This window comes from Bacillus sp. RC242 (genome assembly GCF_044908245.1).
GTDB lineage: Bacteria > Bacillota > Bacilli > Bacillales > Bacillaceae_G > Bacillus_A > Bacillus_A mycoides.
This window is the reverse complement of the sequence record NZ_JBIYCZ010000002.1, coordinates 284,923-305,147: the sequence shown is the minus strand read 5'-3', so window position 1 is coordinate 305,147 and position 20,225 is coordinate 284,923. Positions and strand designations below refer to the sequence as shown.

Annotated in this window: 23 protein-coding genes and 2 pseudogenes; 20 read left to right on the top strand and 5 right to left on the bottom strand. The window is 34.0% G+C overall.

The annotated features are described in order from the left end of the window. The first annotated feature begins 383 nt into the window (after positions 1 to 383). On the top strand, positions 384 to 3,665 hold the full coding sequence (locus tag ABH957_RS05330) for a VaFE repeat-containing surface-anchored protein (RefSeq protein ID WP_404510707.1): 3,282 nt from the start codon (positions 384 to 386) through the stop codon (positions 3,663 to 3,665). Between the two features lie 81 nt (positions 3,666 to 3,746). Here the strand turns inward: ABH957_RS05330 and ABH957_RS05325 are convergent. Then, a pseudogene (locus ABH957_RS05325) lies at positions 3,747 to 3,845 on the bottom strand (3'-5' exonuclease); the annotation flags it as partial. Here ABH957_RS05325 and ABH957_RS05320 point away from each other — a divergent pair. From ABH957_RS05320 to ABH957_RS05310, 3 genes are read left to right on the top strand one after another with little or no spacing between them, the layout of a single operon-like run. After that, complete coding sequence (locus ABH957_RS05320; protein ID WP_404510705.1) at positions 3,836 to 4,045, top strand: hypothetical protein; 210 nt, start codon at positions 3,836 to 3,838, stop codon at positions 4,043 to 4,045. The pseudogene ABH957_RS05325 and the gene ABH957_RS05320 overlap by 10 nt on opposite strands. 32 nt (positions 4,046 to 4,077) lie before the next feature. After that, positions 4,078 to 4,758, top strand: a complete 681-nt coding sequence (locus ABH957_RS05315; protein ID WP_002128350.1) for a hypothetical protein — start codon at positions 4,078 to 4,080, stop codon at positions 4,756 to 4,758. A 49-nt stretch (positions 4,759 to 4,807) separates the two neighbouring features. Further along, a complete protein-coding gene (locus tag ABH957_RS05310; protein ID WP_002185308.1) occupies positions 4,808 to 5,131 on the top strand; it encodes a hypothetical protein in 324 nt (107 codons plus the stop codon). Between the two features lie 340 nt (positions 5,132 to 5,471). Here the strand turns inward: ABH957_RS05310 and ABH957_RS05305 are convergent, their stop codons facing one another. Beyond that, positions 5,472 to 5,726 (bottom strand): SunI/YnzG family protein, encoded by a 255-nt coding sequence (locus ABH957_RS05305; RefSeq protein ID WP_002128348.1) that lies wholly within the window; start codon positions 5,724 to 5,726, stop codon positions 5,472 to 5,474. Positions 5,727 to 5,970: 244 nt separating this feature from the next. Between ABH957_RS05305 and ABH957_RS05300 the strand changes: the two genes are divergently transcribed. The 3 genes from ABH957_RS05300 (at position 5,971) to ABH957_RS05290 (ending at position 8,366) form a co-directional block, all read left to right on the top strand. Continuing rightward, the gene (locus ABH957_RS05300) at positions 5,971 to 6,714 is read left to right on the top strand and encodes a M15 family metallopeptidase (protein WP_033709884.1); all 744 of its coding nucleotides are present in this window, start codon (positions 5,971 to 5,973) and stop codon (positions 6,712 to 6,714) included. A 206-nt stretch (positions 6,715 to 6,920) separates the two neighbouring features. Continuing rightward, positions 6,921 to 7,067 (top strand): hypothetical protein, encoded by a 147-nt coding sequence (locus tag ABH957_RS05295; RefSeq protein WP_003193688.1) that lies wholly within the window; start codon positions 6,921 to 6,923, stop codon positions 7,065 to 7,067. 927 nt (positions 7,068 to 7,994) lie between these two features. Beyond that, positions 7,995 to 8,366, top strand: coding sequence for a hypothetical protein (locus ABH957_RS05290; protein WP_002084333.1), 372 nt, complete (start codon positions 7,995 to 7,997; stop codon positions 8,364 to 8,366). A 68-nt stretch (positions 8,367 to 8,434) separates the two neighbouring features. Here ABH957_RS05290 and ABH957_RS05285 read toward each other — a convergent pair whose 3' ends face one another. Further along, positions 8,435 to 8,641, bottom strand: a complete 207-nt coding sequence (locus tag ABH957_RS05285; RefSeq protein ID WP_000834521.1) for a hypothetical protein — start codon at positions 8,639 to 8,641, stop codon at positions 8,435 to 8,437. A gap of 502 nt (positions 8,642 to 9,143) precedes the next feature. Here ABH957_RS05285 and sigI point away from each other — a divergent pair. From sigI to ABH957_RS05270, 3 genes are all read left to right on the top strand, one after another. Continuing rightward, a complete protein-coding gene (gene sigI / locus ABH957_RS05280) occupies positions 9,144 to 9,866 on the top strand; it encodes an RNA polymerase sigma factor SigI (RefSeq protein ID WP_078422320.1) in 723 nt (240 codons plus the stop codon). Beyond that, the gene (locus ABH957_RS05275) at positions 9,859 to 11,214 is read left to right on the top strand and encodes an anti-sigma factor domain-containing protein (protein WP_404510704.1); all 1,356 of its coding nucleotides are present in this window, start codon (positions 9,859 to 9,861) and stop codon (positions 11,212 to 11,214) included. Before sigI ends, ABH957_RS05275 begins: the two co-directional genes overlap by 8 nt. 184 nt (positions 11,215 to 11,398) lie before the next feature. Beyond that, on the top strand, positions 11,399 to 11,665 hold the full coding sequence (locus tag ABH957_RS05270; RefSeq protein ID WP_000661861.1) for an ArsR/SmtB family transcription factor: 267 nt from the start codon (positions 11,399 to 11,401) through the stop codon (positions 11,663 to 11,665). A gap of 247 nt (positions 11,666 to 11,912) precedes the next feature. On the opposite strand, the gene ABH957_RS05265 is transcribed toward ABH957_RS05270, so the two are convergent. Beyond that, positions 11,913 to 12,236, bottom strand: a complete 324-nt coding sequence (locus ABH957_RS05265) for a winged helix-turn-helix transcriptional regulator (protein ID WP_002033301.1) — start codon at positions 12,234 to 12,236, stop codon at positions 11,913 to 11,915. Positions 12,237 to 12,360: 124 nt separating this feature from the next. On the opposite strand from ABH957_RS05265, the gene ABH957_RS05260 reads away from it, so the two are divergent. The 6 genes and pseudogenes from ABH957_RS05260 to ABH957_RS05235 form a co-directional block, all read left to right on the top strand. Then, on the top strand, positions 12,361 to 12,894 hold the full coding sequence (locus tag ABH957_RS05260; protein ID WP_242310998.1) for an NAD(P)H-dependent oxidoreductase: 534 nt from the start codon (positions 12,361 to 12,363) through the stop codon (positions 12,892 to 12,894). Positions 12,895 to 13,104: 210 nt separating this feature from the next. Beyond that, positions 13,105 to 14,607, top strand: coding sequence for a class I adenylate-forming enzyme family protein (locus ABH957_RS05255; protein WP_404456757.1), 1,503 nt, complete (start codon positions 13,105 to 13,107; stop codon positions 14,605 to 14,607). A 144-nt stretch (positions 14,608 to 14,751) separates the two neighbouring features. Then, on the top strand, positions 14,752 to 15,315 hold the full coding sequence (locus ABH957_RS05250) for a GNAT family N-acetyltransferase (protein ID WP_215551954.1): 564 nt from the start codon (positions 14,752 to 14,754) through the stop codon (positions 15,313 to 15,315). After that, positions 15,312 to 16,016: an SDR family NAD(P)-dependent oxidoreductase gene (locus ABH957_RS05245; RefSeq protein WP_098167796.1), complete on the top strand. Its 705-nt coding sequence runs from the start codon at positions 15,312 to 15,314 to the stop codon at positions 16,014 to 16,016. Before ABH957_RS05250 ends, ABH957_RS05245 begins: the two co-directional genes overlap by 4 nt. Beyond that, entirely contained in the window at positions 16,013 to 16,789 is a 777-nt protein-coding gene (locus tag ABH957_RS05240) for a GNAT family N-acetyltransferase (RefSeq protein ID WP_141506922.1), read from the top strand. The genes ABH957_RS05245 and ABH957_RS05240 overlap by 4 nt, the downstream gene beginning before the upstream one ends. A 31-nt stretch (positions 16,790 to 16,820) precedes the next feature. Next, a pseudogene (locus ABH957_RS05235) lies at positions 16,821 to 17,072 on the top strand (PhzF family phenazine biosynthesis protein); the annotation flags it as partial. 35 nt (positions 17,073 to 17,107) lie between these two features. On the opposite strand, the gene ABH957_RS05230 reads toward ABH957_RS05235, so the two are convergent. Beyond that, positions 17,108 to 17,317: a hypothetical protein gene (locus ABH957_RS05230; protein ID WP_000801639.1), complete on the bottom strand. Its 210-nt coding sequence runs from the start codon at positions 17,315 to 17,317 to the stop codon at positions 17,108 to 17,110. A gap of 84 nt (positions 17,318 to 17,401) precedes the next feature. On the opposite strand from ABH957_RS05230, the gene ABH957_RS05225 reads away from it, so the two are divergent. The 4 genes from ABH957_RS05225 (at position 17,402) to ABH957_RS05210 (ending at position 20,198) form a co-directional block, all read left to right on the top strand. Next, positions 17,402 to 18,151, top strand: coding sequence for a Nif3-like dinuclear metal center hexameric protein (locus ABH957_RS05225; protein ID WP_098167798.1), 750 nt, complete (start codon positions 17,402 to 17,404; stop codon positions 18,149 to 18,151). A 5-nt stretch (positions 18,152 to 18,156) separates the two neighbouring features. Next, positions 18,157 to 18,651 carry an NUDIX hydrolase gene (locus tag ABH957_RS05220; protein ID WP_215551955.1) on the top strand — a complete coding sequence of 165 codons (495 nt, stop codon included), beginning with the start codon at positions 18,157 to 18,159 and terminating at the stop codon, positions 18,649 to 18,651. A gap of 111 nt (positions 18,652 to 18,762) precedes the next feature. Continuing rightward, positions 18,763 to 19,608 (top strand): phosphotransferase family protein, encoded by an 846-nt coding sequence (locus tag ABH957_RS05215; protein WP_404456764.1) that lies wholly within the window; start codon positions 18,763 to 18,765, stop codon positions 19,606 to 19,608. Between the two features lie 32 nt (positions 19,609 to 19,640). Further along, positions 19,641 to 20,198 (top strand): DUF7010 family protein, encoded by a 558-nt coding sequence (locus ABH957_RS05210; protein WP_404456767.1) that lies wholly within the window; start codon positions 19,641 to 19,643, stop codon positions 20,196 to 20,198. Positions 20,199 to 20,225 lie beyond the last annotated feature (27 nt).

Here is a 20,225-nt window from a genome sequence, read left to right as displayed (position 1 = left end):
TCCTATAAAAACATAATTTACTATCTTTTATATAAACATTGCAGGTGTAAATGCAATAAAATTTCATTATTAATACATATATTCAATTTGAAAATATCTTTGTAGTGGTCCTTCATGCGAAGAATCGTTTCCGTACTCCAACTACCGTTATTCTAGTATTTTACCAAGTTTCTTATTTTGTTAAGGCATCCTAATATTGTTACTTTTGTGAAATAAAATGTTTTAATATTATAATTTATAGTGGATGTTGAGAAAATGAATAATTTGTAAAAATAATATAATATTTGTAACTTTATGTCTTATAATATGAAATATCTTCGTTGTGATTATTTTAAATATTTGAATAATACATCGGATTCATTTTATCTAGGGAGGTTTTAAAATTGGGGAGAAGAGTTGTTAAAAGAGTTTTTGCATTATTATCAGTACTAGCATTATTCTTTAATGTCTTTCTACCGAAGGCAAATGCGGAGGTTATGACGCATGAAAAGTATTCAATGAACTGGAGTTATAGCAACAGTTTAGGTAAGTACATTCGAACTGAAATTATTAAAAATTCAAGCGGTCAAATTGCTTATTGTTTAACTCTTGGCTTAAAATCACCAAATGGTGAAGATCTTCCTGAAATGGGGAAAACAGATAATGTAGTATATAGGGTTCTATCAAATGGTTTCCCACAAAAAAGTGTAGAACAACTGGGAGTAGCTAATAAGAATGAAGCACATTATGCAACTCAGCTTGCGGTTTGGAATGCATTAGGTCAACTTGATGTAAATGAATTAAAGCATGAAAATAAAAATGTTGAAAAAGCGGCTAAGACAATTATTAATGCTGCAAATACAAGTGAAGATACTCAAGATATTTTTATGAATGTGATTCCTGCTGAAAAGCAAAAGGCAGAATTAAAGGGTGAGTTTTTTGAAACAAACCTTTACACAGTACAAACAAATGCTAAAAGTGGTTCTTATAAGGTAGTTGCGAAAAAAGCACCTAATGGAGTAAAAATTGTTAGTGAAAATGGAGAAGTGAAAGATCAACTTTCAGTTGGGGAAAAATTCCGTATCCAGATTCCTAAAGATACAAAAACAGGCGAATTTAATCTAAGTGTTGCTGCTAACTTAACAAAAGTTCAAGCAATTGCTTACCGCGGTACTGATACTGTCCAGAATGCTACAGTGCTACTAGAAAGAAATGAGGAAAAGCTTAGTAGTGACCTTGCAGTAAATTGGGAAGCTGCTGGTTCTTTAAAAATTAAAAAGGTTGGGGAAAATGGAGAAATATTAGCTGGTGCAGTATTTGAAGTCTTTAATGCAAATAATGAATCAGTTGGAAAAATCACGACGGGTGCTGATGGTACTGCAGAATTAAATAACCTACCAATTGGTACCTACACAGTAAAAGAAATTAAAGCACCAACAGGTTATGTTTCAGGTGATAAACCACAAACTATTGAAGTTAAGACAGGGGAAATAGGAGCTGTTCAAGTAGTAAACAACAAAGTAAAAGGTAACATCGAAATAAAAAAACTTAGTGATTCAGGTAAGATGTTACCTAATGTTGAATTCACGGTCTTTACTGAAGATGGAAAAGAAGTGAAAAAAGTAGTAACAAAAGAAAATGGAATTGCAAATGTTGATGGTCTTACGTATGGTAAATATTATTTCTTAGAGACAAAAACACCTAATGGATATATTGGAAATAAAACAAAGTATCCTTTTGAAATTAAAGAGCACAATAAAACACTTACTTTTACCGTGGAAAATACAGAAGTGAAAGGTAGTGTGAAATTACTAAAAGTAGATAATGAAGATATCAGTAAAAAATTAGAAGGTGCAGTATTCGAGCTAAAAGATGCAAGCGGGAAAGTAATTGGGGAATATAAGACAGATAAAAATGGTGAAGTTAACGTCAAAGATTTAGCGTATGGTAAATATTCATTTGTAGAAAAGGCTTCTCCAAATGGTTACGTTCTTATTACAGAACCAATTGTGTTCGAAATAAAGGAACACGGAAAAATTATTGAGCTATTAGCAGTTAATCATCTTATCAAAGGTGATCTAGAAATTACAAAAGTTGATGTAGCTGATGGAAACAATAAGCTTCCGAATGCAGAGTTTACTATTTATAATGAAGCAGGAAAAGAAGTAGTTAAAGGGAAAACAGACGATAAAGGTATCGCGAAGTTTGAAAAGTTACCATTTGGAAAATACACATATAAAGAAACTGTTGCACCAAAAGGTTATGTATTGAATGAAGAAATATTCTCTTTTGAGATCAAAGAGAATGGTCAAATAATTAAACATATTGTCAAAGATGAAAAGATTCCATCAGTAAAAACAACAGCTACTGATAAAACCGATGGTACAAAAGAAATGCACACTTCTAAGTCTGTAACAATCCAAGATAAAGTGGAATACAAAGACCTACAAGTAGGTAAAGAGTACACTTTAAAAGGTAAATTAATGGATAAAGAGACTAATAAACTATTAGTTGTAAATGGTAAAGAAGTAACTGCTGAAACTAAGTTTACACCAAAAGAAGCAAATGGTTCTATTACACTAGATTTCACTTTTGATGCAACTGGTTTAGAAGAAAAAGAAGTAGTAGTATTCGAAGAGTTACTGAAAGACGGAAAAGTTATTACTATACATGCTGATATCAATGATAAAGGTCAAACAGTTAAGTTCGTTAAGCCATCAGTAAAAACAACTGCTACAAACAAAGCTGATGATGGAAAAGAGATTCATTCAAAGGATTCTATCACTATTCAAGATAAAGTAGAGTATACTAACTTAGTTGTAGGTAAAGAGTACACTGTAAAAGGTAAATTAATGAACAAAGCTATTAACAAACCATTATTAATTGATGGTAAAGAAATAACAGCAGAGACTAAGTTCATTGCAAAAGAAAAGAATGGTTTTGTAACATTAGACTTTACTTTCGTTGGTGCTGAACAGCAAGGAAGAGAAGTAGTTGTGTTTGAAGACTTATTGCATGAAGGTCAAGTAATTGCAACTCACGCTGACATTAACGATGTAGGTCAAACAGTTCGATTTGTAGAGCCTTCCATTAAAACAACAGCTACAAACAAAGCTGATGGTTCTAAAGAGTTAGACGCTTCTAAATCTGTAACAATCCAAGATAAAGTGGAATACAAAGACTTAATCGTGGGTAAAGAGTACGTTGTAAAAGGCAAACTAATGGATAAAGCAACAAACAAACCATTATTAGTTGATGATAAAGAAGTAACAGTAGAATCTAAGTTTACTGCAAAAGAAAAAAATGGTTCTATCACATTAGATTTCACATTTAATGCTTCTGCATTACAAGGTAAAGAAGTAGTAGTATTTGAAGAACTGTATCAAGATAATATTTTAGTAGCTATTCACGCTGAATTTGAAGATAAGGGACAAACAGTGAAATTCAAAGAGGTAAAACCGGAACAACCTAAACCAGAACAGCCGAATCAAGATAAAAATATTCCAACACCAGAGCAACCTAAAGAGCAAGTAAAAGAGCAACCACAACCTAAGAAAGAAATTCAATCTAAAATTGGATGGTTACCCCAAACAGGTGCTGACCTTACAAGTTGGATCTCTATGGCTGCAGGTGCATTATTGTTAATTGTTGGTGGAGTGATTTTCCTAAAACGTAAAAATGCATAAAAATTAAAAAATAAGCACATCTGTTTTTTTACAAGATGTGCTTATTTTTTATGTTAATAATTTAGTCCTATTTACAGTATTTTAATCTATTTGCTTATTTTTGAGTTGTTGTAATAATTCCAGGACAGCAAAACAGTCAGCAGCTGCTCGGTGTTTAATCGTTAATTCCGTTGCTCCAAGCCAAGTTTTCTACCATACAAAAAGCTGGGGCATCACTTCATAAACAAGCGGTAATGGCTGATGGACTAATTAATAGTGGCTCAACGCATGTTGCAGAAGCTCAACAAGCATTCCCAACCTTGCATACAGATATCATGTCTGGATTAGATGCTGCCAATAACATTATGGACTCTGCTATAAGATTTCAGGCTATAAAATAGATACGTCTAATATAGCTAAAAATGTTGGAAACATGGATGGTTTATCTACTCGCCTCAAAGATTTTGGTGTACCACCTGAAAAAATGGAAGAGTTTTTGGCAGAACAGAAGCGTACAAATGAACTTGGATCGATGTCACTTGATTTCATTCCAGTTATTGGGCAAATCAAACAAGGGCTACAACTCATTAACGGCAAAGAATATTTCACTAATAGAGAGTATGACAAAAACGACTATGTATGGGGAACCGTTTCTACTGTTTTTGGTGGGGCTCCTAAAGTTATTGGACGTGTATTCGGTAAATATGGTGAGTTAGAACAAAAAGCGAAGGATTTAGGAAAAGTATCAAAGGTAACTGAAGAGATTGGATGGAGTATGCCAAGAGGCGGAGGGGTCATTGATGGGCGTAAGTATACTGAACATGCTCTTGAAAGAATGGCACCTGATACAATTCAGGTTCGGGCAGAACTTACGAAGCGTGCACGTGAAAGAGCTGAAAGGAATGGTTACACATTCGGATCAAAAGAATATATGGAGGAATTAAAAAAAGTTGATCCGCGAGGTGTAACACCAAGCGTAGTAGAAGAAACAATTAAGCATGATACTAAAAAACCAGGAAATAAACCTGGTCTATGGCAATACGATGGGAAAGATGTTAGAGTCGTATTGAATGATAGTGGCGATGTTGTTTCCGTTGTACCTAATAAATCGTGAATATTATAAATAAAGTAGATTGAGCCCATTCACGAAAGGAGTTGTTAAAATGAATATTCAATATGATGAATACGAATTATTAGAAATATTCGAGAGTGAACCAGAAGATTATTTTATTCCTGGTGCAGGTGCATATAGATATAATAAAATAGATAAATTAGGATTTGAATTAGTAATGATTATGTGTTATTACGAGGAAACTGTTGAATTACAATTGTATTACAAAAATAAATGCATATTTGAAACCAAGATACATTCGGCGAAACGAATCTATACCCGTAATGACTCATTATATGTCCAAGGCGGCGTAGAAAACAAAACAATCGAAGTAAAATTCAAGCCACATTTTACAGTTCAAATAGAGAAGTTCTAGATAGATGAAATAAGAAAACACCTTATGCATATAAGGTGTTTTCTTATACAAAAAGCGCCTACATAGACGCTTTTTGTGCCACTTAAAAGGATTTAAGATACGTTTACTTGAGTTCTTTAGGTAGCTAGGGTTTGAAATACTAACTTAAAAGAAAAATGTTGAGCAGTTCATCTTTATTATTAATATATCTGAATTAAAGATGCAATTTTGCATCCCAATTTCTGCGGCATCAATTACATGCTACCCTCACAAATATAGAAAAAGGTGCGAAGTCAATTCTATGACTTTGCACCTTTTTATTTCACTTGAACTTTGTTTAAGCGCGTTTATCTACTCATTGTTACGCGTGAATTGCGTTTAAAATCGACACTTTATTCGTAGTAAATAATACATAATTTTGTTTTACAGTTTTAATTAATATACGATCAGTTGTCCCATATGCTGTTCCGATACGGATTGCACTTGGTTCTTCAACACCCGCATAGGTAGCATCTTCGGTAACCTCAATCACATCACGTAATGGAATCGTGACCTCCGCAAATTGCCATGAAATAATTAGCTCCTCTTTTGTTTTTTTGACATCAATGCCTAGCATTATACCAAGACCTTTCTATAACAGAATGCTACACTTCATATCTTATTATACAAATCTTTAGATTATTTTTCTACATGTATAAATAGAGCTGATATTTTAAGGGTATCAAAAGAACGGGAGGATATACTATCAATCTATTAAGGAATGCGTTATGAAGAAAAGTTCACAAGGAATTAATATGGATTTGATATGGTTGAAGTATGATGAATGAGTAACAGTAGGAGTTGCAGGAAGGAAATGAATGATGAGACTTAAATTAGTAGGAACCTTAACTTGTATAGTAGTAATGCTAGGTATCTTTATCATTTACACCAATATATCTATTGGTAAAGAACCATATAAGACAAACCATGAAACTAGTGAAAACTCCATAAATAAAGAAAAAAATAGTAAGCAAAATGGGACTTCAAATAAGATAGCAAGTTCCTTTGCTAGTATACAGGCTGTAGTAAATAAGGAATATGGTTTACCCGAAGACTATATGCCAGAGGATTTAGTTGTACCAAATGTACCGTTCTCATTTAGTGGAACGGTAGAAAAGAGTCATCTTCGTAAAGAAGCAGCGGAAGCGTTAGAAAAACTATTCCTTTTAGCTAAGCAAGATGGGATCCAGTTGAATGCTGTTTCAGGATTTCGTTCCTATGAGTATCAAAAAGGTCTGTATGCCAACAATGTTAAAAAGAAAGGGCAAGAGCATACGGATCGCTTCTCTGCAAAGCCAGGGCATAGCGAACATCAAACAGGGCTAACGATGGATGTTTCTTCTAAAAGTGCGAACAATGAACTAGAGCTATCCTTTGCGAATACGAAGGAAGGAAAATGGCTGAAAGAAAACGCGCATCGTGCAGGGTTTATCATTCGTTATCCTAAGGGGAAGGAAAGTATTACGGGTTATGCATATGAACCTTGGCATATTCGCTATGTAGGAGATATTGCTGAAAATATATATAAGGAAAAACTGACTTTAGAAGAATATATGAATCTGTGAAAATAGAATTGAAGAGTTAAACTGTATTCATTGTTTATGAATGCTACTTTTTCTATTAAAAAGCCTAATTTCTCAATGTTTTGTAGAGAAATTAGGTTTTTTTCATCACTTCATTAGAGTTTTTTAGGCTTCGTTCGTTGGTATACTTCACACAATATTATAAAGGAAATAGAACTTACTGAAGATAACATATGAATGTTTTATAAATGTATCAAAAAAGTGAACAAAATCGTTATTTTGCACAACAAGGTAGTCAGCTTAATGAAATAACTGCTTGTAAAAAAAGAAGCCCTACAGGAAATATTACAGGGCTTCACCAAGTTGAGTTATGTCGTATTCACAAGGGATTTTAACATGATATTTGTGTTGAATAAACTGGTAAATGTGTCCAAGTAATTTGGAGCTATTTTATAAAAAAAGAGAAGCGCTTAATCAGGACGCTCCTCTTAATGCCAATACACAATAACTATCCCATTATACTATATAAGCGTAAAATATTTAACAATTACCTTCATGGTAAATATTTCATTTTGTCTTAGTACCTTTAAATCACGAAAAAAGGTTCTGCTGTTTCCAACAGAACCTTTCCTAAAATGGCAAAGAGTAACTCTTACCTTACTCTTTGTTCATATACTACAGGAGTTTTAATGAAAATCCAAGGCTCCTTATATTGAGAAATAAAGAAGAATCATTATAAAAAAATTTATCTTTTTTCATAAATAAAAGAGCAGCTAGCAAAAACTAACTGCTCAATACAAGGAGATACAGAGAAAACTAAATGGATTTTGGCATACAGCCTATCAACATTATGGACATAATATTGATTTTTATTCGAAGGAATTCATGTTTTACAAATCAGATTATGATAGTCGATATTCTCCATATTGACCAGAAGAGAACCAAGAATTCTAGTGAAATTCCAAGTGTTCTTTTCCTAGTTTTTTGAAATTCTTTTGCTAAATAGCCAATAGCGCTAATTGCTAGAAGAATGAAAAGAATAAGTTCTAGTGTAACTGGCATTTGATCTACTCCTAATCCATTATTTTAATTTAGTATATAACGATTATAAGATATTTTTTTGTGGTTAGTGGTGAGAAATTAAACAAAACCATCTCTTTACGAAAAAAGGTCCTGTTGTTTCCAACAGAACCTTTCCTAAAATGGCAAAGAGTAACTCTTACCTTACTCTTTGTTCATATACTACAGGAGTTTTAATGAAAATCCAAGGCTCCTTATATTGAGAAATAAAGAAGAATCATTTAAATTGTTTTTGAGTAGAAATGAAAATAGGGGTTTGCCTTAAACATTTATTATTAATCAAGAATATGAGTATAGAAACAGGCTTAAATTTTGTAATGGTGGAGGGGATTGTTGTGGACATAACTCAAAGTGTGGTAAGAATAGTGGTTAATGGGAAAGACCTTCCGTTCACTTCAGTTCAAACCTCTGCATGGAATCATGGACCTGTAAATGATTTAATCGTTTCGACGAATCAGAGAGTGAATGAGCTTTATCAATTCATGTGGTCACAAGTACCAGTTACGATCTCGGTGTATTTTCTTCAAGGGGCGGACTTAATGAGATTCGCTAGGATCGCTGGAATTAATGAACGTGTAACGGGAGAATATATATATCATTTCATTTGGGGATAAGAAGAATTCAAAGTAGCTTAACAGCTGCTTTTTTATTTTGCATAGAAAAAGGAACCATAATAGGCTCCTTAATTTGATTCAGAAGTTGTGTAGTTTTTCTTGATGATATCTTTTATGTTGATAATTAAGGATATAAGGAATCCAGCAGCTAGGATACCGTTTACCCAGTAATATGTATTCCCGGATGTAAATTTATTATAAAAGGAATCGATATTATAATACACTAAGCCTGCTGAAATGACGGTAGAGATTACTAACGTACCAAAACTTTTCATGACGCTGCCCTCCGATTCTGAAATTTTAGGCTTTTAATACAATTATACATTTAAATAAAAAGGTTTACAAAGGAATTACCATAAGGAGGAGTTATAACGAGTTTCTTCCAATTGATGGTTTTTATTTTTGAAAAAATAACTATTTTATAAAAATATTTTTTTGACCCCCATAAAATTATTTGTTCCTTCGAATATATATAAGTAGAAGAAAAAGCTAAAATTACCAAAAATATAGCGAAGAGTTATTCAAAGATTGCAGCTAAAATAGAAAAGAGCAAGAAGAACAAGTGGTATTGCAAAAGAAAACAAGAAAGTAATACAAAATACAGACTTCACTTTAGTACAAGTGGAAAAAATAGTCATATAAAAAGTCGGCCTCGAAAAATATGAGCACCAGCAAGAAGACAAGCCCAAAGAAAAGTACTAAGAAAATGTGGTTAAATGGTCACTTGTTTAGTGGCCATTTTGCTATTTGAAGCAGAAGGAGGCAGGGAGATTACTAGTGTTGAGTTTAGTAATGAAAATCTTAAAAAAAACGAAAATAGAAGATATCGTATTTAACATACAAAACAACGGAGGAGATAAGGAAGCTTTTATCATACAGTATCAGCCGTTTATTAGAAAATCAATCTCGTCTGTCTGCCGCAGGTACATTACAGAACAGGATGATGAATATAGTATTGGATTGTTTGCGTTTAACGAAGCAATTGAACAGTATTCATATAAAAAAGGAAAATCTTTTCTAGCGTTTGCTGATCTTCTTATAAAAAGAGATGTAATTGACTATATACGCAAGGAGTCTAAGCATAATCTTGTCTTTTTAAAAGAAGATAAGCAAGAGGAAATATTAGAAATACAAGTATCGCTTACGGAGTATATGAAAGAGATGGAAAATAGTAACCGTAAGGAGGAAATTCTTCATTTTCAAAGTGTGCTAGCTGAGTTTAAAATCACATTTTCAGAGCTTGCTAAGGAATCCCCTAAGCATCGTGATACGCGTGAGCACTTAATAGAAATTGTAAAGATTATTATAAAAGACGAGAAAATGATGGAAGAGCTGTTCCGAAAGAAAAAGTTACCCCTTAAACATATTGAACCACGTGTTAGGGTAAGTCGTAAAACGTTGGAGCGACATCGAAAATACATTATTGCGATGTGTATTATCTTTGCAAACAACTATACATATATTCTGGATTATATAAGAGGGGAGAAGCATGATGAATAAAGGAATTGTGATGGATATAAAGAAACATAACGTAGTTGTTTTAACTCCAAATGGAGAGTTTATTACGTTTAAAAGAAAAGTACACTCTTACATGATTGGAGAGGAAATCTCGTTTAACGAACAAGAGCAAAGAGCACCGCGTTTTTCAATCCCTTCTTTCTTAAAGCCTGCATCATTACTTGTTACTTGTTTTCTATGTGTGTTGCTGTTTTTCTACAACCAACCGGAAGAAAAAGTATTTGCTTATGTCTCAGTTGATATAAATCCAAGTTTAGAGGTGAGCGTAACAAAGGATCTTCGTGTTATAGATTTGCGAGCTTGTAATGATGATGGAAGGCGTATTTTAAAAGAAATGAAAGGGTGGGAAAATAAGCATCTGCAAGACGTAATACGTACTATTATAAAGCAGAGTCAAGGGGATAAGTACTTAACGAATGATAAGCAAGTTATGCTAACAGCTGTTACAAAGGACAAGTCGTTAGAACCACAGTTGGAAAAGGTTATGCAGGAATTAAAGAAAGAGTATGAGATAAAACATATTACAGTTGAATATCAAAGCAGTACGATGCAAATGCGGGAGGATGCCAAGAAAGCAGGGATTGGAACGGGCGTTTATATAAAACAAGAGAATGAGAAGCAAAAATCGCTTACTCCACCTGCACCTCCGTCTAATCAAGAACAACAAAAGTCATCTTCTGATGCATCATCGGACGCATCTCCTGTAAAAGAAGAAAGCAACGAGAAGAAAGAGCATATAGAACAAAAGCAATCTAAGGAACAACAACCGAAGCAAATAAAAGAAAATAATGGGAATCAGCAAGAGAACAACGGAAGAGGATCACAAGGAAATAATGGGAATGGGCAAGGAAACAACGGCAGAGGGTCACAAGGAAATAATGGAAATGGGCAAGGAAACAACGGCAGAGAGTCACAAGGAAATAATGGAAATGGGCAAGGAAACAAAGGCAGAGGGTCCCAAGGGAATAATGGAAACCAGCAAGGGAACAACGGAAGAGAATCGCAAGGGAATAATGGACATCAGCAAGAAAACAACGGTAGAGGTCCACAAAAAGAAAATAATGGACACCAGCAAGAAAACAACGGTAGAGGTCCACAAAAAGAAAATAATGGACACCAGCAAGAAAACAACGGTAGAGGATCCCAAGGGAATAATGGGCATCAGCAAGAGAATAACGGAAGAGAATCGCAAGGGAATAATGGGAATGGTCAAGGGAACAACGGAAGAGAATCGCAAGGGAATAATGGGAATCAGCAAGGGAACAACGGCAGAGGGTCCCAAGGGAATAATGGACATCAGCAAGAGAACAATGGCAGAGGGTCTCAGTAAGGAAAGCTCCTACCACATAATATTTAGTGAAAGAAAAATCTATAGAATATTGAACGGAGGGGAGATTCCTTCCATCTGAAGATATTTTTTAACATTTTTTTAAAATGACGGACATAAAATCGTATATCCTTTCGAATTATATATATGGATATCATTAATGTTTATATAAAAGGGGAGAAAAAATATGAAAGAAATGTATGAAGAAATCACTGAAGTATTGAAGGTATTAGCACATCCTGTCCGTTTATCATTAGTAAAAATAATGCTTGCAAAAGGTCCTATTAACGTAACGACAATGTATGAAACATTACAAATGCCTCAAAGTACAATTAGTCAACATTTATCTAAACTAAAAGCTACTAAAGTCGTTACAGGTACTCGGAAAGGATTAGAAATTTATTATGAGGTAACAGATAATCGTACAAAAGCGATATTATTAAGCTTGGCTTAAAGGGTAACTGTTTAGATTTCAAAATTAAGTAAGCAATTCAGCGACTATAATTTTCTTATTAACATTAGTCGTATGTGTTGTTGTTTTTAATTTGTTTAATACATTTCTTTATTAGGGTCTTGCCGTATCACTATCAAGCTAAAGTTTAAATGGATTATAAAAATGAAAGTTTTCTTATTAGGGTCTTTTTGTTAGCTTGATAGTGATGTGCCATTCCCACTAGTATGTAAAGAATTTGGTAGTTTTTTTAGTCATGTAATCTTTTGATCTGATGGTCTTTTCCCCATTCAAATAGTTCATCCATAATTTGCATTAAAGATTTTCCATGTTCGCTTATTGTGTACTCAACCTTTGGTGGTACTTCTTGATATACAGTACGATGGATAATCCCATCAGCCTCAAGTTGCCGAAGTTGCTGTGTGAGAACTTTTTGTGTAATGTTTGGAATTTCTCGTTTTATTTCATTTGTTCGCATTTTTCCATCCGCCAAAACACATAAAATATGAATTTTCCATTTTCCACCGATCACGTCGAGTGTCGTTGCGATTGGGCAATTATCATTTTGATTCATATAACACCTCCAAAGGTACTTTAAGGTTCCTATAGCACTTTAAAGTACGTACTTTTCAATTATATGTGACCCATTCATACTAATACTAAAGCGTTTGAATTATTTATAAGGGGGAAGAAAATATATGAAAACACTTGTAATTGTAGCACATCCTGATATTGAAAAGTCTCGAATTAATAAAAGATGGGTAGAAGAACTTGAGAAATATCCAGATGAAATAACGGTGCATGAATTATATAAAGTGGCACCAAATTGGGAATTTAATATTGAAGAAGAACAAAAGCTGTTAGTAGAGCACGACCGATATATATTCCAATTTCCACTCTACTGGTATAGCTCACCACCATTATTAAAAAAATGGTTCGATGATGTATTAACATATGGATTTGCCTACGGATCAAAAGGGGATAAAGTGAAGGGGAAAGAATTTGGTGTAGCTATTTCTATAGGTGGGTTAGAAAAAGATTATAAAAATAGCGGAATTACAATGGATGAATTAACGAAACCATTCCACGCTACGAGCTTATATACAGGAATGGAATTTATACCATCATTTTATTTATATGGTGCGGAATATGAAATCAGTGATGAAGAGATTGACAAAAGTGCACCTGAGTATGTGAAATATGTGATGAATAAGGAGTATTCTAATATATAAGGAGAAATAGCCATTTACTTGTTAAGTAGATGGCTATTTTTGTTTATCCCGCATTAACCGCCCGTAAGGTGTGGACTAATAATCAGTCGGGATGAACACCTCACATCGACTAAAGATTCACTTCATTTAAATTCACTAAGTTTAATCTTTAGTAAATTAATAGTTAATCTGATAAAATAAAATCCTAACATATATAAAGGGGAGTTTTACTTGAGAACGATGCGACAATTATTACAAAAAAGAGCAATGCAGTCACCAAATTTGGAAGCGCTTATCGGTGGAGAGAAAAGGTATTCGTTTCAGCAGTATAATGAACGAGTAAATCAGCTTGCACATTATTTGTTACATACCGGTGTGAAAAGAGGGGATCGTATAGGAATTCTATGCAAAAATAATCATCCGTTTCCAAGCGTTATGATGGCAAGCTTAAAAATTGGAGCGGTATTTATTCCGCTTAATCATCAGCTTACTGCTTATGAATTAGAATCGATTGTAAAAGAAGCGAGATTAAAAGTATTAGTTATTGATGATGAATTTAGTGAAGTTGTATTAAAGATTAATGGAGTTAAAGAAATTCCTTATGTAATTGAGACGACAAAAGAAGGGTTTGGCTTATTTGAATTAAAATTAAAGAAACAGCCAATAACAGAGCCGAATGTGGAAGTTCATGAAGATGATGATGCCATTTACTTATTTACTTCAGGAACGACTGGACAGGCAAAAGCATGTGTAATTGGTCATAAAAACTTACATCATTATTTTACTGAAATTGCGGGGCAAAGAGAAATTCCAGCAGGTGAACGCTTTTTATCAGTGCACCCATTGTTTCATATGAGTGGCGTGCTTTCTATTTTAAATTGTATTTATCATGGCGTTACGATGGTCTTTTTAGCTGATTCGAATCCTACTCTTATTTGGGATAAGATTGAAGAAGAGAAAATTACTACAATGCTTGCGTTCCCAGCTGTTTATAGTTACATGCTTGATGAATTAGATAATAAAGAGCGCAACATTTCGACCTTTAAAGTAGCGCAAAGTGGTGGTACAAAAGTGCCAGAAACACTTATCCAAAAATATATGGAAAAAGGAATATATATGGTGCAAGGTTATGGGAGTACAGAAGGTTGGGTAGTAACTTCTTGGCATCCAAATATGGGAAAAGAAAAAATGTCTTCTGTAGGGAAAACTTTGAAACATGTAGAGCTGAAAATTGTTCATCCAGAAACAGGTGATGAGCTAACAACAAATGAAGTTGGAGAAATTCACGTGAAAAGCCCGTACATGTTTAAAGGATATTGGAATAATGAAGAGGCAACAAAGAAGGTAGTAAAAGATAATTGGTTTAACATGGGTGATGCCGGTATGATAGATGATGATGGATTTCTACATATTATGGGAAGATATAAAGACGTTATCGTACGCGGTGGTGACAACGTATATCCAGATCAAGTAGAAGATGTAATTCATGAAATAAATGGCGTTTTAGAAGTTGCAGTAGTTGGGATTCCAAATGACTTTTGGGGGGAGGTTCCAACAGCTTACATTGTAAAGGACATTCAAACGTCTTTAACAGAAGAAGAGATTATTCAGCATTGTAAAGAAAAACTAGCAAGCTATAAAATACCAGAAGTTGTATTTATGGACGAATTACCGAAAAACGCTTTAGGGAAAGTGTTGAAGAGGGAATTAAGGGATGTTTTTCTTGTAAAATAAAAGGTTATTAAATAATGAAGAATCCAGTTATGTAAAAAGCATAACTGGATTTTTGTTTATAAAAAACATAATGATTTACTAGATTTTGTATTTTGTGTAAGATAATAAAGAATATTCAATTAACGATTAAAGGAAGAGATATAAATGAAGCTGCCACTATTACAAGTAGAGACAGAGAGACTGATTATTCGTCCATTTCAAAAAGAGGATTATGAAAGTTGGTTAGATGGATTCAATAAGAGGTTACCATCTCAATATAAATACGATGATGGCTATCATGACATGTCGTCTTCAACGAAAGAATGGTTTACGGAATGGATAAGAGGATTTGATGAGGCGGCACGACGGGATGAAATGTACGTATTAGGCATATTCCGAAAAAAAGATGGAGCGAATATTGGAAAACTAGAGCTTATTAAAATTTTACGTATGGATTATCAATGGGCAATGATGGGTTATTCTATTCATAATCAATATTGGAAAAATGGATACGGAGTAGAAAGTGTAAAATCTGCACTACCGTTATTTTTTAATAGTCTTCAATTTCATAGAATCGAATTACATATACATGTTGATAATGAGCCATCCGTTCGTCTTGCGGAAAGAGCCGGATTTTCCTTTGAATGTAAGAGGGAAGCATTTTCGCAGGAAAATGGTAGGTGGGTAGATTTTCTTATTTATTATAAAAATAAGGAGATGAGTATATGAGGGTACTTATTACAGGTGGAAATCGTGGATTAGGGTTACAGTTAGTGAAAGTGTTTCATGAAAATGGACATATTGTTTATCCGCTAGTTAGAAGTGTGGAAGCGATAGAACAGTTAAAACAGATGTTTTCTTCTAGATGTTTTCCTATATTAGCAGACTTATCGATTGATGAGAGTACGGAGCAAATTAAAAAGCAGCTTGAGGAATATACAGAGTATATTGATCTAGTTATAAATAACGCTGGCATTACTGGGAAGGAGACTGAGGTTTTACATACAAATTCAGAAGAGTTAACGGACTTATTTAATATTCATTGCTTAGGTGTAATTCGAGCTGTAAAAGGTACATATGTGACTTTAGCTAAATCGGATCATCCGAGAATAATAAATGTGTCCTCTCGATTAGGTTCATTGCATAAAATGGCGAACAAAGAGTTTCCACAAGGTAAGTTCTCATATTCATATCGAATTGCTAAAGCCGCACAAAATATGTTAACGCTCTGCTTACAACAAGAGTTTGAGAATAAAGGAATTCGTGTAACCGCAATTCACCCTGGAAAATTAAAGACTGACATTGGTGCCTTTGATGCGAATATGACTCCGGCTGAAGGAGCACAAAATATATATGATTGGGTAATAGATTCAAATGAGAAGGTTTCAGGGAAGTTTATTGAGCCGGGTGTAGGTGAAATAAAGTGGTGAAGTACGATCTTACAGTTGTTCAAAATTTATTTGGTCCTTCGAGAAAAGTATTAAATGGTTTACCAAATGCAGTAACGATTGAAGAAATAGAAGAAGATGTTTTTTATAGCGCACAAACTTACAAAGAAAAGGTAAGTAGATTTGAAGAAGTTTGTTTTAACTGGGAGTTAAAAAGAGCGAGTATTGTATTAAACAAAAGGTTTAGTAGTTATAACGCAAGTGTACAAGTGTTACTTGATGAGGGCTTTGATTTGTACGCGACAAAGATAGAAGTGTGTAGAGAGTTGAACAATATAGAGGCGCTTGAAAAACAATATACATATCGCTCGATAGAAGAAGGGACATTATCGGAAAGAGAATTCACATGCATTTGGGAGCAATGTATGTTGGAATCAGGAAATCGACCGTCAATTCTGAATGTCGATGAACATTTGCATTCAGTGCAAACAGAGTTAGGTAAAGGTTGGGAAAAGTCATGCATTGTTTTTTATGATAAAAATGAGCCGATTGGTTTGTCCATACCGCATATAGAGCCTGGAACAGAAAGTGAAGGACGTTTATTTTACTTTGGGGTAATGCCTTATTATCGCGGGAAAGGAATTGCTTCCCAACTGCATCTTCAATCTTTACATATGTTAAAGGAAATGGGGGCTACTTATTACATCGGAAGCACACATACTTCAAATGAAAAGATGCAGAGGATATTTTGGAGAAATAATTGTGTGATAAAAACGGAGATAGAGAGTTATTATAAATTATTTAAAAAGGGTTAGGAGATAGGTAAATGAAGAACATAAACGTATTTCATCACCTCATTCTGGAACGATTGAAGATCCAGTGACAGGAACAGCTTCAGGTGTAATGGGAGCGTATTATGCGACGTATTTGGAGAAAGATTTTGACCATGAACTGGAGTTAATCGTTGAGCAAGGACAGGAAATAAATAAAGATGGTCGTGTAATGGTTTATGTAACGAAAGATGTAGAAAATGATAACTTACAAATTGATATTGCTGGAACAGCGGTATATGTGAAAGAGTTTGAAATTTCAATATAAAAGAATGAAGCCCAGTATATAACCGGGACTTCTTCTTACCTGTTCAACACTTCAATATACGAAGCATCCCCAGCTGTTCTAATAGTAGAGCGGAAATTATTGTTTTCTAACGTTTCAGCAACTTGTTTTAATTGCTGTGCATCATCGTGATGAATGAGTAAACTATCTGCACCACTTTCTTCTATATGAATATGCTCAACATTTCCAATCGCTTCATGTATAGCTTTTAAAAATTCAGGTTTCATATTGTCCTCCTATATGTATGTAACGTCGTTAAATAGTATTTCCTTATTTTTGAAATATAAAAGTAAATGAAAGGAGAAATGAAAATGAATATAACGCAGTTCAAAGAACATATTACATCACTTTTTGAAGAGCATCTTAATAAATACGGTGATGACGAGTATGGCTTCACTCACATTAGTAAAGAGGAATTTCACAAAATAGGTTACACGACAAATTTGACGCTAGAAACAATTGAAGAAGCGTATAGAAATGGTGTCGATATGATAGTTACACATCATGCACCGTGGAGTTTTCTATTCGGTATGGAAGAGGCTTGTATTGAGAAATTAAAAGAATATGAAATGAATCATTTTTGGATTCATTTGCCGTTAGATTTTGTAAAGTTTGGCACGTGTACGTCGTTATTTAATGAAATTGGGATAGATACAATACTGGAATATTCCACGTATGAGGAAGAAGAGCTACCGGGAATAGGAGAATATAAAGAAGCGATTCCGTTTTCAAATTTAGTTGAAAAACTTGAAGAGAGAATGGAAGAGAAAGTGAAGAGCTGGAAAAATCATGACAGGCCAGTAAAACGGATTGCGATATTAACAGGTGCAGGAAACAATACAAACCTTATTGAGCGTGCGCTAGAAAAAGGTTGTGATACGTACATAACGGGAGAAAAAACATTATATACAGTGCAACATGCGAAATTTAAAGGCATCAATTTGATTGTAGGAAGCCACACATTTACAGAAGTATTTGGTGTAGGAAGTTTGGCTCGTAAGTTAAAAGAAAGAGATCGTGCAATAGAGATTATTAGATTAAATGAAGAGCATTTGGAGTGAGGGAAATGGTAACTATATGCGCAAATTATGGGGAATCAAAAGTGAGGTTAACGTGGAAAAAAGATTGTATATTGCCAGAATACGAAAGAATCACGAGTGTTCACGGTTTTTGTTTTCATAATAATAATAAGGTTTTACTGATAGACCATGAGCAGCGTGGTTGGGACTTTCCTGGTGGGCATATAGAAGAAGGGGAACTACCAGAAGAATGTTTTAAAAGAGAAGCGTGGGAAGAAGGTTATGTAAAAGGAGAATGTACTTTATTTGGATATATTATCGTTGACCATAGTGATAATCCAAATTGGAATGAAAATAGTCCGTATCCAAAAGTAGGGTATCAGCCGTTCTACCGGATGGAGATTAATGAAGTGCATAAGTTTGACGGTGAGTATGAATCCGATAAAAGGATGTTTGTTAGAGTAGAAGAGAGTGCAGCGTATCATTATAAATGGAATGAATTATATGATGAAATCTTGAAGGAAGCCGTTTTGATAAAATGAAAATTAATTTCTGCAATATTAAGATGTTAGAAGGGATTCTCTTGCGATTGTCAAATAATAGTAAAGTTGTCTTTCGAATTGGGGGAATCTTCGGAATTAAAGGGTGAGAGAATGGACATTTCAATAATTGCTGCACAACTAGTTAAGGAGAAAGTTATTTCACATGATCCAAATAGCGTAAAAGCGTTGAACGGAGGAACGACAAGTACTGTATATTTGTTGGACGAAAAATATGTAGTAAAGCTGAATGAAGCGGAAGTAATACGTGAAGAAGCTAATTTTCTCTCATTTTATGAGGAGAATAGTTTATTTTCAAAGCTTTTGTATAAGGAACCTTTACATACATATTTCGTGTATTCTTTCCTTGAAGGTAATACTTTGTGTAAACAAGGATATAAACGAAGTACGCTTCGTACACTTGTAAAAGAAGTTGTCAATAAGTATAAAATGGTTCCAGGGGCAGAAGGCTGGGGATGGAAAGAAAGTCCGGTTCAATCTTGGAATGAATTTTTAACGGCAAATGTGATGGAAGCTTATGAAAATGTAAGACGTTACATAAGTGAGGAAGAGTATAGAATTGTTCTTAAACTAGCGAATAGTCCAAATAGGGGGACTGGAATAAATCAGCCATTTTTATTACATGGTGATTTCGGATTTCATAATTTTATATTCCAAGAGAATGAGCTGTATGGAGTAATTGATCCATTACCAGTACTAGGAGATCCTATATACGATTTAATTTACGCGTTCTGTTCAACACCAGAAGATTTGACGAAAGAGACCATTCAGTATGTGATGAAACAATGTGTATTTCGTAAAAGGGACCGAGATTTATATGAAGAACTAGTAATAGGTTTATATTTGCGTATCGATACATGCTTAAGACACCACCCAAAAGATTTAGAAGATTACTTAGAAGCTTGGCGTTATTGGATGGGCGAAATTGAGACGACTTGATAGCACAAATATTGGGAGGGGGAGATAGTGAAATGAACATTTCAGAAGCAAAAAGAGATTTAGCACAAAAAACGAAGAAGGGATTTCCTGTTATAATAGCTGGTCTTTTATTTTGGATTGTAGCGAGCATAACTGGTGTTCTTCTTTCAGAAAGGCAAGTTGTGTGGGTATATTTAATTGGTATGGGCTGTGTGTTTCCTTTCGGCTTAATGATAGCTGCTATATTAAAAATTGACATGTTTGCGAAAGGAAACCCGCTAGGGACTTTAGCTGGAGTAATTGGTGGGATAAATGTATTGAATATCCCGTTTGTATTACTTGCATATTTTCAATTTCCGGAGTGGTTACCTTTTGTAGTAGCGATGTTAATAGGTGTTCATTTTTTACCATATGTATGGATTTATGAAAGTAAAAGTTATGGTTTTTTATCAGTAGGAACTGTATTAGTAACGTCAGTATGTGGGATTCTTTTTGCGGGAAAAGGATTTATTGTAATTCCTATGGCGGTTACAGTTGTCTACTTTATTACTCTTATAAGCGTATCACTTGAAAATAAAAAAGCAGAAAACGATCAACAAATATCAGCTTAATAAAAAATTAAAGGGATAGGGGAATAA

Coding starts and splice junctions, on each gene's coding strand:
- ABH957_RS05245 (WP_098167796.1), top strand. CDS start 15,312: ATGAGGGTACTTATTACAGGTGGAAATCGTGGATTAGGGTTACAGTTA.
- ABH957_RS05290 (WP_002084333.1), top strand. CDS start 7,995: ATGAAAATAGGGGTTTGCCTTAAACATTTATTATTAATCAAGAATATG.
- ABH957_RS05250 (WP_215551954.1), top strand. CDS start 14,752: ATGAAGCTGCCACTATTACAAGTAGAGACAGAGAGACTGATTATTCGT.
- ABH957_RS05210 (WP_404456767.1), top strand. CDS start 19,641: ATGAACATTTCAGAAGCAAAAAGAGATTTAGCACAAAAAACGAAGAAG.
- ABH957_RS05310 (WP_002185308.1), top strand. CDS start 4,808: ATGAATATTCAATATGATGAATACGAATTATTAGAAATATTCGAGAGT.
- ABH957_RS05315 (WP_002128350.1), top strand. CDS start 4,078: ATGGATGGTTTATCTACTCGCCTCAAAGATTTTGGTGTACCACCTGAA.
- ABH957_RS05295 (WP_003193688.1), top strand. CDS start 6,921: ATGTATCAAAAAAGTGAACAAAATCGTTATTTTGCACAACAAGGTAGT.
- ABH957_RS05260 (WP_242310998.1), top strand. CDS start 12,361: ATGAAAACACTTGTAATTGTAGCACATCCTGATATTGAAAAGTCTCGA.
- ABH957_RS05230 (WP_000801639.1), bottom strand. CDS start 17,317: ATGAAACCTGAATTTTTAAAAGCTATACATGAAGCGATTGGAAATGTT.
- ABH957_RS05275 (WP_404510704.1), top strand. CDS start 9,859: ATGAATAAAGGAATTGTGATGGATATAAAGAAACATAACGTAGTTGTT.
- ABH957_RS05285 (WP_000834521.1), bottom strand. CDS start 8,641: ATGAAAAGTTTTGGTACGTTAGTAATCTCTACCGTCATTTCAGCAGGC.
- ABH957_RS05265 (WP_002033301.1), bottom strand. CDS start 12,236: ATGAATCAAAATGATAATTGCCCAATCGCAACGACACTCGACGTGATC.
- ABH957_RS05305 (WP_002128348.1), bottom strand. CDS start 5,726: ATGCTAGGCATTGATGTCAAAAAAACAAAAGAGGAGCTAATTATTTCA.
- ABH957_RS05225 (WP_098167798.1), top strand. CDS start 17,402: ATGAATATAACGCAGTTCAAAGAACATATTACATCACTTTTTGAAGAG.
- ABH957_RS05270 (WP_000661861.1), top strand. CDS start 11,399: ATGAAAGAAATGTATGAAGAAATCACTGAAGTATTGAAGGTATTAGCA.
- ABH957_RS05215 (WP_404456764.1), top strand. CDS start 18,763: ATGGACATTTCAATAATTGCTGCACAACTAGTTAAGGAGAAAGTTATT.
- ABH957_RS05300 (WP_033709884.1), top strand. CDS start 5,971: ATGAGACTTAAATTAGTAGGAACCTTAACTTGTATAGTAGTAATGCTA.
- ABH957_RS05220 (WP_215551955.1), top strand. CDS start 18,157: ATGGTAACTATATGCGCAAATTATGGGGAATCAAAAGTGAGGTTAACG.